This is a genomic window from Streptomyces sp. NPDC050416 (genome assembly GCF_044458845.1).
In the GTDB taxonomy this organism is placed as follows: domain Bacteria; phylum Actinomycetota; class Actinomycetes; order Streptomycetales; family Streptomycetaceae; genus Streptomyces.
On the sequence record NZ_JBITII010000009.1, the window covers coordinates 17,945 to 32,988 of the forward strand.

Consider the following 15,044-nt stretch of genomic DNA (forward strand, 5'->3'; position numbering starts at 1 on the left):
GGCGTACGCTTGCGCGGGTGAACGCCACCGATCGCACCCCTGCCGACCTGCTGAATTCCGCGCTCGCAGCGGATCCGGGACGCCCCCTGGTGACCTTCTACGACGACGCCACGGGCGAACGCGTCGAACTGTCCGTGGCCACCTTCGCCAATTGGGTGGCCAAGACCGCCAACCTCCTCCAGGACGAGCTGTCCGTCGAGCCCGGGGACCGGGTGGCGCTGCTGCTGCCCGCGCACTGGCAGACGGCGGTGTGGCTGCTGGCGTGTTCGTCGGTGGGAGTCGTCGCGGACATGTCGGGGGATGCGCGGGCCGCCGATGTCGTGGTGAGCGGGCCGGACGGGCTGGAAGCTGCGCGGGCGTGTTCCGGGGCGCGGATCGCGATGGCGCTGCGGCCGCTCGGGGGGCGGTTTCCGCAGGTGCCCGAGGGGTTCGTCGACTACGCGGTGGAGGTGCCGGGGCAGGGGGACCGGTTCGTTCCGTATGCGCCGGTGGATCCGGACGAGCCCGCGCTGATCGTGGCGGGGCGGGAGTTCAGCGGGGCGGAGGTGGTCGAGCGGGCTCGGGCGGAGGCGGCGGGGCTGGGGTTGACCGGGCCGGGGTCGCGGATTCTGACGGGGTTGCCGTACGACACGTGGGAGGGGTTGAACGCGGGGTTGTACGGGCCGTTGGCCACGGGCGGGTCTGTGGTGTTGTGCCGGCATCTGGAGCGGGCGGGGGACGGAGTGCTGGACAAGCGGGTGGAGAGCGAGCGGGTTACGGCTATTGCCCGGTAGGGCCTGTTTGGTGGGTGCTCGGTGTAGGGCTGGGGGCGGGTGGGTGCGCAGCCCGGCGTGGCGGGGTGCCGCTGCGCCCGTCCATGCCGCCTGGGGGCACCTCCCAGGCCCTTAAGGCACTGGGGGAGGCACGACTGCCAGCGGCGGCGGCATGCGCGCCCGCAGCTCAGCAGGAACTGCCTCTCCCCCGTTCAGCCCATCCTCACATCACCCCCGACCCCCATCCACGCCAAAGTCGTAAGAGCAGTGCGCGCGCACGTTCGTACGTCGTGAGGGGTGGTCTCTGTCGTGGGCGACACCGGGAGGCTCGGGCCGAGGGCGGGGGCGTCCGCCAGTGGGCCGGGGCTCGTGCGGCGGCGTCGGCGGCGGTGGGTGCGGATCGGGGCGTTCGGGCTCGCCGGTGTCGTCGTCGCGGCCGCCGGGGCCGGATGGGCTGTGTACGCGAAGCTCAGCGGGAACATCACGCCCGACGAAGCCGCCGCCGCGGAGCTCGCGCGGTACGAGAAGGAGCGGCCCACCTCGCTGGTCAAGGACGCGCGGAACATCCTGCTGATCGGGTCCGACTCGCGCGAGGGTGACGACAACGCGCGCTACGGGCGCGACTCCGGGACCGAGCGGTCGGACACGACGATCCTGCTGCACCTGTCCGCGGGCCGGGGCAGTGCCACCGCCGTCTCCCTGCCCCGGGACCTGATGGTGAACGTGCCGGGCTGCCGGCGCCCGGACGGGTCGCGCAGCGCGCCGCGGTTCACCATGTTCAACCAGGCGTTCCAGGTGGGCGGTTCGGCCTGCACCATCCGGACCGTCGAGAAGCTCACCGACATCCGCGTCGACAACCACGTCGTCGTCGACTTCCACGGCTTCAAGGAGATGGTCGACGCGGTCGACGGCGTGGAGGTGTGCCTGCGGGAGCCGATCGACGACCGGGCGGCCAAGCTGCGGCTCCCCGCCGGACGGGTGACCCTGGACGGCGAGCAGGCGCTCGGCTACGTCCGCGCCCGCAAGACGCTCGGTGACGGCAGTGACACGGAGCGGATGGAACGGCAGCAACGGTTCCTCGGGGCACTCGTCAGCAAGGTGCGCAGCAATGACGTCCTGCTGAATCCGGCGAAGCTGTATCCCGTGCTGGACGCCGCCACGTCCTCTCTCACAACGGATCCGGATCTGGCCAGCCTTCGTGGTTTGTACGAACTCGTGCGGGGGCTGCGCAACATCCCCATGGGACGTGTGCAATTCCTGACCGTTCCCCGGGAGTCGTACGCGTACGACGCGAATCGCGACCAACTCGTGGAGCCCGAGGCTCAGAGGCTGTTCGAGCGGCTGCGTACGGACACACCTGTGGTGGTGGCCGGGAATGTGCCACGCGGTTCCGCCCCGCCGAGGCCTACCGGTTCGCGTGACGGGTCGTACGGGGATTCGCATCCGGGGCCGTTCACCAGGCCCGCCGTCACCGTTTCTCCTCCACCGACGTTCCGGGGGAACACGGCAGCCGAGGACACCTGTGAGTAAAGCGGGCACCAAGGCCACTCCAAGGCAATGGACTCTTCACCCGAGAAATGGGCGAATTGCCCAGGTGTAGGGACGTGGAATTTGTCACCGCCGTCGTTCGGCACTGAACTTGGCGGTTAATGTGAGCGATCCGGTGCGCCCGGCTCTGAGGACGGTCCTGAGGTCGCGCACTGTGTGACAGAGACCCGGGCGCCTTGAAGGGGGAGGCGCCGCGTGCCCCGACGGAGGAAACAGACAACCGTGGACGCGCAAGGCCGTGGGCGGGCGGACGATATCGATCCCGCAGACCAGTGGGTGCTCAATCCGAACACCGGCGAATACGAACTGCGACTGCCCCCTTCCGCACCGCAGTCGGGCGTCCCCAGCCCTCGCCGGCCGCCGGCCTCCGACGGGGCCTCGCCAGTGCGCGGCCGCAGGGGGGCCGGGGGGCGCACGGATGCCGGCAGGCGCACGGACGGCAGCCGCCCGGAGGGCAGTCACACGGATGCGCCCGGCCGTGGGGCCCCGCCGCGCAGGCGACGCGGGGTGCCGGAGGAGCCGCTGCCGGGGCGGCGCGGGCGGCGGCCCGCCAAGAAGGCCGCGAAGGGCAAGAAGGTCCTGCTGTGGACCGGCGGCACGATGGCGTTCGTGCTGGTCGCGGGTGCGGGCGCCGCGTACTTCTACATCGAGCACCTGAACGGCAACATCGCGTCCGTCTCCGACGACGGCGCGAGCACCGGTGGCTTCCAGAAGGACAAGGCCATCAACATCCTGCTGATCGGCACGGACAAGCGCACCGGCAAGGGCAACGAGAGCTACGGCGACTCGGGCAGTGTCGGGCACGCCGACACCACGATCCTGCTGCACGTCTCCAAGGACCGTTCGAACGCGACCGCCCTCAGCATCCCGCGTGATCTGATCGTCGACGTCCCGGACTGCCCGACCACGCAGGAGGACGGGACGCAGAAGGTCATCCCCGGCACGCAGAAGGTCCGCTTCAACACCAGCCTCGGCCAGGACGGCCGCACCCCCAGCTGCACCATGCGGACCGTGACCGAGCTGACCGGGGTCAAGCCGGACAACTTCATGGTGGCGGACTTCAACGCGGTCAAGACGCTGACCAGCGCGGTGGGCGGGGTCGAGGTCTGTCTGGGCAAGGACATCGACGACCCGGACTCGCATCTGAAGCTGTCCAAGGGCACGCACACCATCGAGGGCGAGCAGGCGCTGGCGTTCGTACGGACCCGGCATGCCGTCGGTTTTGGCGGCGACCTGAGCCGGATCGGGCTCCAGCAGCAGTTCCTGAGCGCGCTGATGCGCAAGCTGAAATCCAACGACACGCTCACCAGCCCCTCCAAGATGCTCGACCTGGCCGAGGCGGGCACCAAGGCCCTGACCGTCGACTCTCAGCTGGACACCATCGGCAAGCTGAAGGACCTCGGTCTGGAGCTGGGCAAGCTCGACACCAAGAACCTGACGTTCACCACGACCCCGGTGATCGACAACCCGGCGGAGAAGGTCAAGAGCACGGTCGTGCTGAACGAGTCGACGGCCCCCCAGGTCTTCGACATGATCAAGAACGACGTCTCCTTCACCGCGGTCAAGGACAAGAAGAAGAAGGAGGCGGCCGCGGTGGCCGCCCGCCTGAAGGGCAGCAAGGCCCCGGCCTCCGACGTCCGGGTGCGGATCCTCAACGGCGGCGCCGACCCCGGCAGCGCCCAGGAGACGCTCAGCTGGCTCCAGGTCGAGGAGGGCGTGACCAAGTCGGAGAACGCCGGCAACGCGCCCGCGCAGCTGGCGAAGACGACGCTCGAGTACGCCCCCGACCAGGCCGACCAGGCCCGCCGCCTCGCCGACATCATGGGGCTGTCCGGGTCGGCGATGAAGCCGGGCGAGAGCGTGGAGAACGCCCAGGGGCTGCCGGCGATGACGCTGACCCTGGGCAAGGACTTCAAGGGTGCGGGCGCTTCCCTCACCGCTCCGTCGAAGGCGCCGGAGGGTGTTCAGAAGTCCACGGCGGACAAGGTCGAGTGCGCCGAGTGACCTGACGGGCCCGCGGTACGTCTCACAGGGCGTACGGCAGGCCTTGTCCGGTGACACGGGGGTGGGAAGAGCAGATGGCACAGAGCAGCAGTGTGTACGGGGAGGGGACCAGGCCGGGGGCCGTCCCTGGCGAGCCGGTCCCGGGCAGACCCGTCGGGCCGGGCGACGACGACGGCCCGGGAGGCCGCAGGCCGGGCCGCGGGCGCCGCGTCCTGCGCTGGTCGGCGGCGTCCCTCTCCGTGCTGATCCTCGCGACCGCCGGCGCCGGCTACCTCTACTACGAGCACCTCAACGGCAACATCGAGAAGGGCCGGCGCAGCAGCGGCGACTCCAAGGCGCGCAGGACCGCCCCGAACGCGGCCGGGCAGACGCCCCTGAACATCCTGCTGATCGGCTCCGACAGCCGTGCCTCCGACGAGAACGTGAAGCTGGGCGGCGCGCGCAAGGACCGCGGCAATCCGCCGCTGGCCGACGTGCAGATGCTCATCCACCTCGCCGCGGACCGCAAGAGCGCCGCCGTGGTGAGCATTCCGCGCGACACCCGGGTCGACATACCCAAGTGCACCGACCCGAAGACCGGGCGGACGTACCCGCCGGTCAACACGATCATCAACACCTCGCTGGCCCGGGGCGGAGCGGGCTGCACGCTGGCGACCTGGGAGAACCTCACCGGGATCTACGTCGACCACTGGATGACGATCGACTTCGCGGGCGTGGTGAAGATGGCCGACGCCATCGGCGGGGTCGAGGTGTGCGTGCGGCAGAACGTGTGGGACCGCCCCCTGCCCGGCGTGCCCGGCGGTTCGGGTCTGAAGCTGACGGCCGGCCGGAAGAAGGTCCAGGGCGAGCAGGCCCTCCAGTGGCTGCGCACCCGGCACGCCTGGGGCAGCGACCCGCTGCGGGCCAGGGCGCAGCACATGTACATGAACTCGATGATCCGCACGCTCAAGGCGCAGAACGTCTTCACCGACACGGGGCGGCTGACGGATCTGGCCGAGGCGGCGACCAAGTCGCTGCACGTGTCCGAGGAGCTCGGCACGGTGAAGAAGCTGTACGACCTGGGGATGCAGCTGAAGACGGTCCCGACGGACCGCATCACCATGACGACGCTGCCCACGGTCGAGGACCCGCAGGACCGCAACCACCTGGTCCCGGCCGGTGCCGACGCCGACCGCGTGTGGGACATGATCCGCGACGACGTGCCCTTCGACGGCAAGGGCGCGAAGAAGGCGTCCAAGGCGGCCGAGGAGCCCGAGACGTCCAAGGACCGCGCCGCCGCGGACGACGCGATCGGGGTCCTGGTGCAGAACGCCACACGTTCCACCACCCTCGGCCCGGTGACCGGCCGCGCGGGCGCCATCGCGCGGTCGCTCGCGGAGAAGGGCTTCACGAAGGCCGCCGCCGACACCTCGGGCGCGCTGTCCGAGGAGCGGACCCTGGTGCGCTATCCGAGCGCCGAACTGGCGGGCGACGCACAGCGTGTCGCCAAGTCGCTCGGCATTCCGGCGAGTTCGGTGCGCCGGTCGACGGACGTCTCCGGCGTCACGGTCGTCGTGGGCACCGACTGGCGTACGGGTACGGCCTATCCGAAGCAGCCGGCTCCGAAGGCCGGGGACTTGCCCGGCGACGCGGACGCCCTCAACGGCTCGGACACCGGAAAGTGCATGGACGTGTACGCGCCGTATCGCTGGTAGTGACCGGAGTGGCAACGCGCATGCCGGTCGACGACTTCCTTCCACACCCGCACAGGGAATTGGACGGAATTGCCCAATTGTATGGACGTTGAATTTGTCATTCAGCGCACATCGACGTTCAACTGGGCGGATAGTGTGAGCGATCCAGTGCTTCTGTGATGACCAGTACCCGTGCGCCTTCCGGGGGGAGAAGGCGCCGCGTGCCCCGACGGAGGAAACAGACAACCGTGGACGCGCAACGCCGTGGCCGGGGGGACCAGATCGACCCCGCAGACCAGTGGGTACTCAATCCGAACACCGGCGAATACGAACTGCGACTGAACCCCTCCGGTGCGCAGTCGCCGGTATCCGGGGCACGCGGATCCACCCGCCCGACGAGGGCGGGCGGCACGCGTGCCGACGTTCCGCCCCAGCGCCGGCGGCGCGGTGCGCCCGAGGAGCCGCCGCCTGGGCGGCGCGGTGGCCGCCGGCCGGTGCAGCGCAAGCCCAAGAAGGCGAAGAAGGCGCTGGTGTGGACCGGCGGCACGATGGCGTTCGTACTGGTCGCGGTCGGCGCGGCCGGCTACTTCTACCTCCGGCACCTGGAGGGCAACGTCACGACGACCGACGTCGGCAGCGCGGGCGCCAGCAACTTCAGCAAGGACGAGGCCTTCAGCATCCTCATCATCGGCACGGACAAGCGCACCGGTGAGGGCAACGAGGGCTACGGCGACAAGGGCAGCTCCGGGCACGCCGACACCACGATCCTGCTGCACGTCGCCGAGGACCGCTCCAACGCGACCGCGCTCAGCATCCCCCGGGACCTGATCGTGAACATCCCCGACTGCCCGACGAAGCTGGAGGACGGCTCGGAGAAGATCGTCCCGGGCCAGCGGGGCGTCCGCTTCAACCGGAGCCTCGGGGAGGGGGGCCGGGACCCGGGCTGCACGATGCGCACGGTGAAGGAGAACACCGGCATCCAGGTCGACCACTTCATGATGGCCGACTTCAACGCGGTGAAGACGCTGACGACGGCGGTGGACGGGGTCGACGTCTGTGTGGAGAAGCCGGTCAACGACAAGGAGTCCAAACTCGTCCTGCCCGCAGGCCCGTCGAAGGTCGAGGGCGAGCAGGCCCTCGCGTTCGTCCGTACCCGCAAGAGCTTCGGCAACAGCGGCGATCTGGACCGGATCAAGGTGCAGCAGCAGTTCCTGGGCTCGCTCATGCGCAAGATGTCCTCCGGTGACACCCTCACCAGCCCCTCGAAGCTGCTGAAGCTGGCCGAGGCCGCGACCAAGGCACTGACCGTGGACCAGGCCATCGGCAGCGTCGGCACGCTCAAGGACATCGCCCTGGAGCTGAAGAAGGTGCCGACGAAGAACATCGCCTTCACGACCGTCCCGGTGAAGGACAACCCGGCGGAGACGGTGAAGGCGACGGTCGTCCTCGACGAGTCGAAGGCTCCTCAGGTGTTCGACATGATACGGAACGACGTCTCGTTCACCGAGGTCAAGGAGCAGAAGAAGAAGGAGAAGGACGCCGAGGCCGCGCGGCTGAAGGGCACCAAGGCACCGGCCTCCGAGGTCCGGGTCCGGGTCCTCAACGGCAGTGCCGTCTCCGGTGCCGCGCAGAAGACCCTCCAGTACCTCCAGGTCGAGGAGGGCGTGACCAAGTCGGAGAACGGCGGGAACGCGCCCGCCGAGCTGGCGAAGACCACGCTGGAGTACGCCCCCGACCAGGCCGACCAGGCCCGCCGCCTCGCCGACATCATGGGCCTGTCCGGGTCGGCGCTGAAGCCCGGCGAGAGCGTGACCAACGCCCAGGGCCTGCCCGCCATGACCCTGACCCTCGGCAAGGACTTCAAGGGCGCCGGCGTGAAGCTCGACGCCCCGGTCGAGAAGGCGGACGTGGAGAAGTCCACCGCCGACAAGGTGAAGTGCGCGAGTTGACCCGCTGAGGGCAACTGACCGGCCCGTCGTGCGTCTAACAGGAGGCAGGACGGGCCTGTTGCGTGTGCGGGGGCCGGGAAGGACCGGGAAGTGACGCAGAGCGGTGTGCGGGAGAACGAGTCGCGGCAGGGCGTCCGCCGGGAGCCGGGCCCGGGTGAGACCACGTCGGCGACGGGCGGCACCCCCGGCGGTCACAGCGGCGAGGGCCGGCCTCGGCGTACCCGGCGGCTGCTGCGGTGGTCCGCGGCCGTGCTCGCCGTCCTCATACTCGGGACGGCCGGGGCCGGATACCTCTACTACCGGCACCTCAACGGCAACATCAAGAAGGACGCGCTGAACCTCGGCGACCACAAGGTCGCCGCCCCGACGCCGAACGCCGCCGGGCAGACCCCGCTGAACATCCTGCTCATCGGCTCGGACGCGCGGGACAGCAAGGAGAACCAGAAACTCGGCGGCGCCCGTGAGACGTTCGGCGCCGCGCCGCTGGCGGACGTGCAGATGCTGCTGCACCTGTCCGCCGACCGCAGCAACATGTCGGTCATCAGCATGCCCCGCGACACGCTCGTGAAGATCCCGAAGTGCACCGACCCGGACGACGGGAAGGTGTACCCGGGAACCCAGGGGCGGACGATGACCAACCAGAGCCTCGGAAACGGCGGCCCCGGCTGCACGGTGGCCACCTGGCAGGAGCTCACCGGCATCCACATCGACCACTTCATCATGGTCGACTTCGCCGGCGTGGTGTCCATGGCCGACGCCGTCGGCGGCGTCCCGGTGTGCGTCGACGCCAACATCCACTCCCGCACCTCCGACGGCAAGGGCTCGGGCCTGAAACTGGAGAAGGGCACCTCGTACATCCAGGGCGAGCAGGCCCTCCAGTGGCTGCGCACCCGCTACGGCTTCGAGGACGGCAGCGACCTCGCCCGCGCCAAGGCCCAGCACATGTACATGAACGCGATGGTCCGCCAGTTGCGCGAGAACGCCACGCTCAGCAGCCCGAACAAGCTCCGCAGACTGGCCGAGGAGGCCACCCGGGCGCTGACCGTCGACCCCGGCCTCGACACCGTCAAGAAGCTCTACGACCTCAGCGACGAGCTGCGCAAGGTCGAGCCGGCCCGCATCACCATGACCACGATGCCCAACCGGTACGTCGGCGCCCGCGTGGAGCCCACGGAGGACGCCGAGCAGCTGTTCCGGCTGGTGCGGGAGGACATCGCGCTGGACGGCAAGGACGAGGAGGGGAAGAAGGCTGCGGAGAAGGCCTCCTCCGACCCGGCCGCGGCCGACGACGAGATCCCCGTCCAGGTCCGCAACGGCACCCGGACCGACACCCTGGCCGCGGCACGCGGGCGTGCGAGCACGGTGGCCGGGCTGCTGAAGGAGCATGGCTTCGCCCAGGCCGTCGCCGACACCACCGGCTCGTGGAGCGAGGAGCGGACCGTCGTCCGCTACCCGAGCGCGGACCTGGAGGGCGATGCCCAGCGGATCGCCAAGGCCCTGGGGATTCCACTGAGTTCGGTCAAGCGGTCGACCGATGTCTCCGGCGTCACGCTCGTCGTGGGCGCCGACTGGCGGGAGGGCGCGGACTACAAGGCGCCGAAGCGGAACAACAAGACCCCGAAGTCGGCCGACGCGCTCAACGGCGCGGACGACAAGGCCTGTATGCACGTGAACCCGAACTTCACCTGGTGACGGAAACGGGCCCCTCCCGTGGGGAGGGGCCCGCACGCGTGCGGTGTGCGTCAGGCGGCGGTCGCGTCCGCGTCCGCCCGGACCGCCGGACGCCGGGACGCGATGACCTTCTTCGCCAGCGACCGCGGGCTCGTCAGGAAGCCCCAGCCCCACGACATGTGCATGGTGGCGAGCGCCACGGGGATCTGGAGCCGCGCCTTCAGCGGCAGCCCCTTGCCCGCCGGGACCGAGCCGAGCAGGATCGCCGCGAGATAGCCGCCGGGCACGACGAAGCCCCACGGCGTCAGCAGCGCGCCCACCAGGATCCCGGCCGCGATCGCGCACACGGCGGTCGGCGGGGCGAGGTAGCGCAGGTTGATCGAGCCCTCGTGGTAGCGGGCGACGACGTGCCGCCAGCGGCCGTAGTCCTTGTACTGCTTGGCGAGCGCCTTCACGCTCGGCCGCGGCCGGTAGGACACCTTCAGCTCGGGCGAGAACCAGATGAGCCCCCCGGCCTCCCTGATCCGGAAGTTCAGCTCCCAGTCCTGGGCGCGGATGAACTCCACGTTGTAGCCGCCCTGCTGCTCCAGCGCCTCGCGCCGGAACACCCCGAGGTAGACGGTCTCGGCCGGGCCCGCCTCGCCGCCCGTGTGGAAGGAGGCGTTGCCGACTCCTATCTTCGAGGTCATCGCGGCGGCGACCGCGCGCTCCCAGTCGTTCTCGCCCTCGGCGTGCATGATGCCGCCGACGTTCTGCGCGCCGGTCTCCTCCAGGAGCCGTACGGCGGTGGCGATGTAGTTGGGCGAGAGCATGCCGTGCCCGTCGACGCGGACGACGATCGGGTGGCGGGAGGCGTTGATCGCCGCGTTCAGCGCCGCAGGCGTACGGCCGGTGGGGTTGGGGACGGTGTGCACGCGCTTGCTTTTGAGAGACGCAGTTTCGGCCACGAGCTCGGCGGCGATCTCGTCCGTGCGGTCCGTGGACGGACCGAGGGCGATCACGACCTCCATCTCGCCGCCGTACTCCTGCGCGAGGATCGCTTGGACTGCTCCCCGCAGATGCCGTTCCTCGTTGAGGACGGGCATGATCACGGAAACGGCGGGGAGCCGCGCGTCGGGATTGGCGTTCATAGGGGCCTCACGTTACCGCGAACGGGGGACACCGGTGCGCGCCGCAGGGGCGAGACCCCGGGCCGCAGATCGTATCGGCCTACGGTTTTACGGATCCCACACACGGCCGTCGTCCGGAGGTGTCCCCTTGCCCACGCCGCCGCGGTCCCCTCGGTCCACCGCCGCCCCGCAGCGCCGCCCGCAGCCTACCCCCGGGCACCCGCGCAGGCCCGCGCCGCCCGCACGGCGTCGGAGGCCGCGCTGGGGCATGCGCATGGTCACCACCCTGTCCGTGGTGGTCCTCGCGTCCGCCGGTATCGGGCACGCGGTGATGACCAGCCTGGACGCGGACATCGCCCGGGTCGACCCCTTCAAGGACATGAAGAACCGGCCGCGGGCGGGCCACGGCATGAACGTGCTGCTGGTCGGCACCGACGGCCGCGAGAAGATCAGCGAGGAGGAGCGGCGGAAGTACCGGCTGGGCGGGGCGCCCTGCCACTGCACCGACACGATCATGATCGTGCACATCTCGGAGGACCGGGAGCGGGCGAGTGTGGTGAGCCTGCCGCGCGACTCCTACGCCGTGATGCCCGCGCACGTCGACCGAACGACGGGCAAACGGCACGGCGGGCACCCGGTCAGGCTGAACGCGGCGTACGCCGAGGGCGGGCCGCAGCTGACCGTGCGGACGGTCGAGAGCATGACGAAGGTGAAGATCGACCACTACCTGGAGGTCGACTTCACCAGCTTCATGAGGACGGTCGACGTGGTCGGGGGCGTACAGATCTGCACGGCGGATCCCCTGAAGGACAGCTACACCGGCCTGAACCTCCCGCCCGGACGGCACACGCTGGCGGGCGGGCAGGCGCTCCAGTACGTACGCGCCCGGCACATCGACGGGGCGTCGGACCTCGGCCGGATGAAACGGCAGCAGCGCTTCATGGCGGCGCTCGTGGAGCGGATCACCTCCTCGGGGATGCTCCTCAACCCGATGAAGTTCCGGGACGTGACCCGGGCCGTGCTCGGCTCGGTGCGCGCCGACAAGGGCTTCGGCACGGACGAGATGCTGGACCTGGGCCGGGCCATGCGGAACTTCTCCCCCTCCTCCTCCGAGTTCACGACCGTCCCGATCGGGCGGATGGGATACGCCGTGAAGGGCGTCGGCTCCACGCTCAAGTGGGACCCCGTGAAGGCGGAGCGGCTCTTCCACGCCCTGCGCGAGGACCAGCCGCTGTCCGTGCACCGGGCGCGCGGCGCGGCCCGTATCGTCTCGGTCGCCCCTCAGCAGATCCGCGTCCAGGTGGAGAACGGCACGCGCACGCCCGGACTGGGCCGCCGGGTGGACGCGGCCCTGGCCTCGACGGGTTTCCGGACGACCCGGGCCCCGGTGAACGCCGCCGTCCGTGACGTCAAGCGCACGATCATCGCCCACGACCCCCGCTGGGACCGCTCGGCCAAGTCCCTCGCCACGGCCCTGCCGGGCAGCGAGCTCCGCCCGGTCAAGGGCCTGGGCGCGACCCTGAAGGTCATCGCGGGCGCGGATTTCGAGCGCGTCCGCAAGGTGCGGGCCGAGGACCCGGGGCAGGGCGAGTTCGGGGTGGTCCGCGGCGATGAGGTGGCGTGCCCGTAGGGACCGTGACGCACGCATGGTGGATTCCTTCCCTCCGCCCCGTGGCGGTCGGGCCCCGGCAGGCGTAGGACGGAAGGGCACGAGGGCCGGCCCCGGCCCTCACACCCCGCCCGGGAGGAATCATGACCCAGCAAGCCACCATGCCCCCGCTGAGCAAGGAGATGCAGGACTGCGTCCAGGCGTGCATGACCTGCCACAGCGTGTGCGAGGAGACCATGAGCTCCTGCCTGCAGATGGGCGGCCAGGCCCAGATGCAGATCATGCGCGCGGTCATGGACTGCGCCGAGATGACGCGCATGTGCGCCGACATGATGATGCGGCGCTCGCCGCTGTCGGCCGAGATGTGCGCGATGTGCGCCCGGGCCTGTGACATGTGCGCCGAGGCGTGTATGTCCCTGCCGGACGACGCCCAGATGATGCGCTGCGCCGAGGCGTGTCGCCGCTGCGCCGAGATGTGCCGGTCGATGTCGGCCGCCACGATGTGAGCACCGCCTCACAGCAGTCGGGGGCACCCCCGTGGGTGCCCCCGACGCATGCCGGTGCTCAGTTGCCCGAGACGGTGACCGCCTCGTCGTTCTTCAGCTGGTCGACCAGCGTCTTCACCTTCGCGGTGTCCCACTGGAGGTTGCCGTTCGCGGAGTTGCCCGCGATCGGCATGTTCATCGACTTGCCCTCGCCGCCGCTGACGCCCTTCATCGCCCAGAACATGGATGCCAGGTCGAACAGGCCCATGTCCTTGTCGACCACGAGGGAGTCCAGGCCCGCGCCCATGGTCGGGTACAGCTTGAACGGGTTGAGGATCGTGCTCGGGGTGGCGACCTGGTTGGCCAGCGCGGAGAGGAACTTCTGCTGATTCTTCGTACGGTCCAGGTCGGAGCCGGCGAGCGCGTAGCGGGTGCGGACGAAGGCGAGGGCCTGCTCGCCGTTGAGGGTCTGCTTGCCCTTCTTCAGGTCCGCGCCCGACTTGGTGTCCTTGATGTCCTGCGGGATGTCCATCTCGACGCCGCCGACCGCGTCCACGATGTTCGCGAAGCCGCCGAAGCCGATCTCCACGTAGTGGTCGATGTGCAGGCCCGTGTTGGCCTCGACGGTACGGACGAGCAGCTCCGGTCCGTCCTCCGCGTACGCCGCGTTCAGCTTCGTCTGGCGGCCGGTGGCCGGGTAGAGCTTGCCGGAGTCGGAGCCCTTGTACGACGGGATCGTGACGTTCGAGTCACGCGGCAGCGAGATCAGCGTCGGGCCGTTGCCGCCGGTGTGCAGGATCATCATCGAGTCCGTGCGCTTGCCCTCGGCGGACCCGGTGTGCAGCTTCTTCTTCTCCTCGGCCGACATGCCCGCGCGGCTGTCGGAACCGACGATCAGGTAGTTCGTGCCCTCGCCCGCCTCCGGCCGGTCGATGACCTTCGACAGGTCGACGTCGCGGTTGAGCTTGGAGTCGGCCCAGAAGTACGTGGCGACGCTCGTCACGACGAGCACCGTCACGAGCGTGATGGTCGTCACCTTGATACGGCGGCGCCAGTTCGGCGCGGGGCGCGGCTCGTACATGCCGTCGCCCGGGCCGCCGGGGCCCCTGCCGCCGGGTGCGCCGTAGACCTGGCCGGTGTTGTAGCCGCTGTCGTAGCCGCTCGGCGGCTCGGCGTAGCCGCCGTCGACGTACGACGGCTGCTGCGGCACTCCGCCCTGGTACGGCGGGGCGCCGCCGTAGCCGGCCTGCCCGGGCGACGCCGCCGGACCGCGGCGGACCTGCCGCATGACACGGGCGCTCTCGGGCTGTGCGCTCGAGCTGCCGCGTCCGTAGCGGTTGCCGCGGTTGTCACCGGAGAATCCCTCGGGCCAGTCATTCATGCGCCCCAGTGTGCAGGTCCCGGTGGTACGCCATACAAGAGTCGTCGGAAAATCAGAGCACGGCTGTGGCGAAGCTGACACAAAACCCCCTCATACCGCCTCGGCATAAGGTAGGGGCCATGACAGACCAGGCCTCAGCTGCGGATTCCGGCACTGCGGATATCCCGGGCAAGCCGACTTCGGCCTCCCGCACCACCCTCAGCCACATCATGACCCACAACGACACCAACCTTCTGGGGACGGTGCACGGCGGCGTGATCATGAAGCTGGTCGACGACGCGGCGGGTGCCGTGGCCGGGCGGCACTCCGGCGGGCCGGCGGTGACGGCGTCCATGGACGAGATGGCGTTCCTGGAGCCGGTCCGCGTCGGTGACCTGGTCCACGTCAAGGCGCAGGTCAACTGGACCGGCCGCACGTCCATGGAGGTCGGTGTCCGCGTCCTGGCCGAGCGCTGGAACGAGTCGGCCCCGCCCACGCAGGTCGGCTCCGCCTACCTCGTCTTCGCGGCCGTCGACGCCGACGGCAAGCCCCGCCGGGTCCCCCCGGTCCTCCCGGAGACGGAGCGCGACAAGCGCCGCTACCAGGAGGCCCAGATCCGCCGCACCCACCGCCTGGCCCGCCGCCGGGCGATCATGGAACTGCGGGAGAAGCGGGCGGCGGAGGGGTTCGAGGACTGACTGAGCCTCCCGCGGGGCGGGAGGCTCACCTTTTCATCTCGAGCCCCTGCCCGCCTCCCCCGTCGGGGAGCAGGCGTCCGTCCGCGAGCGCGGTCAGGCGGAGGGGGCGGGACCGACCGGGCCTCGCCCGCGCGGCAGGGTCGAACCGCTGAGCGATATCTCCGTGCACCGCCAGGCGCTGAGGTG

The 15,044-nt window shown here is 70.2% G+C and carries 11 protein-coding genes; 9 read left to right on the top strand and 2 right to left on the bottom strand.

Going from position 1 to position 15,044, the window contains the following annotated elements; translation table 11 throughout:
• Positions 1 to 17 precede the first annotated feature (17 nt).
• The 6 genes from ACIBL4_RS26385 (at position 18) to ACIBL4_RS26410 (ending at position 9,618) form a co-directional block, all read left to right on the top strand.
• The gene (locus ACIBL4_RS26385; protein ID WP_399414199.1) at positions 18 to 773 is read left to right on the top strand and encodes a TIGR03089 family protein; all 756 of its coding nucleotides are present in this window, start codon (positions 18 to 20) and stop codon (positions 771 to 773) included.
• 288 nt (positions 774 to 1,061) lie between these two features.
• The gene (locus tag ACIBL4_RS26390) at positions 1,062 to 2,282 is read left to right on the top strand and encodes an LCP family protein (RefSeq protein ID WP_399414201.1); all 1,221 of its coding nucleotides are present in this window, start codon (positions 1,062 to 1,064) and stop codon (positions 2,280 to 2,282) included.
• Positions 2,283 to 2,522: 240 nt separating this feature from the next.
• A complete protein-coding gene (locus ACIBL4_RS26395; protein WP_399414203.1) occupies positions 2,523 to 4,304 on the top strand; it encodes an LCP family protein in 1,782 nt (593 codons plus the stop codon).
• Between the two features lie 74 nt (positions 4,305 to 4,378).
• Positions 4,379 to 5,998, top strand: coding sequence for an LCP family protein (locus tag ACIBL4_RS26400; RefSeq protein ID WP_399414205.1), 1,620 nt, complete (start codon positions 4,379 to 4,381; stop codon positions 5,996 to 5,998).
• Positions 5,999 to 6,225: 227 nt separating this feature from the next.
• The gene (locus tag ACIBL4_RS26405; RefSeq protein ID WP_399414207.1) at positions 6,226 to 7,926 is read left to right on the top strand and encodes an LCP family protein; all 1,701 of its coding nucleotides are present in this window, start codon (positions 6,226 to 6,228) and stop codon (positions 7,924 to 7,926) included.
• Positions 7,927 to 8,016: 90 nt separating this feature from the next.
• Positions 8,017 to 9,618: an LCP family protein gene (locus ACIBL4_RS26410; protein ID WP_399414209.1), complete on the top strand. Its 1,602-nt coding sequence runs from the start codon at positions 8,017 to 8,019 to the stop codon at positions 9,616 to 9,618.
• A 50-nt stretch (positions 9,619 to 9,668) separates the two neighbouring features.
• Here the strand turns inward: ACIBL4_RS26410 and ACIBL4_RS26415 are convergent, their stop codons facing one another.
• A complete protein-coding gene (locus ACIBL4_RS26415; RefSeq protein WP_399414211.1) occupies positions 9,669 to 10,727 on the bottom strand; it encodes a glycosyltransferase family 2 protein in 1,059 nt (352 codons plus the stop codon).
• 247 nt (positions 10,728 to 10,974) lie between these two features.
• Here ACIBL4_RS26415 and ACIBL4_RS26420 point away from each other — a divergent pair, with 247 nt between their 5' ends.
• Together ACIBL4_RS26420 and ACIBL4_RS26425 are read left to right on the top strand one after the other, a co-directional pair.
• The gene (locus ACIBL4_RS26420; RefSeq protein WP_399414213.1) at positions 10,975 to 12,336 is read left to right on the top strand and encodes an LCP family protein; all 1,362 of its coding nucleotides are present in this window, start codon (positions 10,975 to 10,977) and stop codon (positions 12,334 to 12,336) included.
• Between the two features lie 122 nt (positions 12,337 to 12,458).
• Positions 12,459 to 12,821: a four-helix bundle copper-binding protein gene (locus ACIBL4_RS26425; RefSeq protein ID WP_399414215.1), complete on the top strand. Its 363-nt coding sequence runs from the start codon at positions 12,459 to 12,461 to the stop codon at positions 12,819 to 12,821.
• A gap of 58 nt (positions 12,822 to 12,879) precedes the next feature.
• On the opposite strand, the gene ACIBL4_RS26430 is transcribed toward ACIBL4_RS26425, so the two are convergent.
• Entirely contained in the window at positions 12,880 to 14,181 is a 1,302-nt protein-coding gene (locus ACIBL4_RS26430; RefSeq protein ID WP_399414218.1) for an LCP family protein, read from the bottom strand.
• Positions 14,182 to 14,300: 119 nt separating this feature from the next.
• On the opposite strand from ACIBL4_RS26430, the gene ACIBL4_RS26435 reads away from it, so the two are divergent.
• Positions 14,301 to 14,858, top strand: a complete 558-nt coding sequence (locus tag ACIBL4_RS26435) for an acyl-CoA thioesterase (protein ID WP_356927609.1) — start codon at positions 14,301 to 14,303, stop codon at positions 14,856 to 14,858.
• Positions 14,859 to 15,044 lie beyond the last annotated feature (186 nt).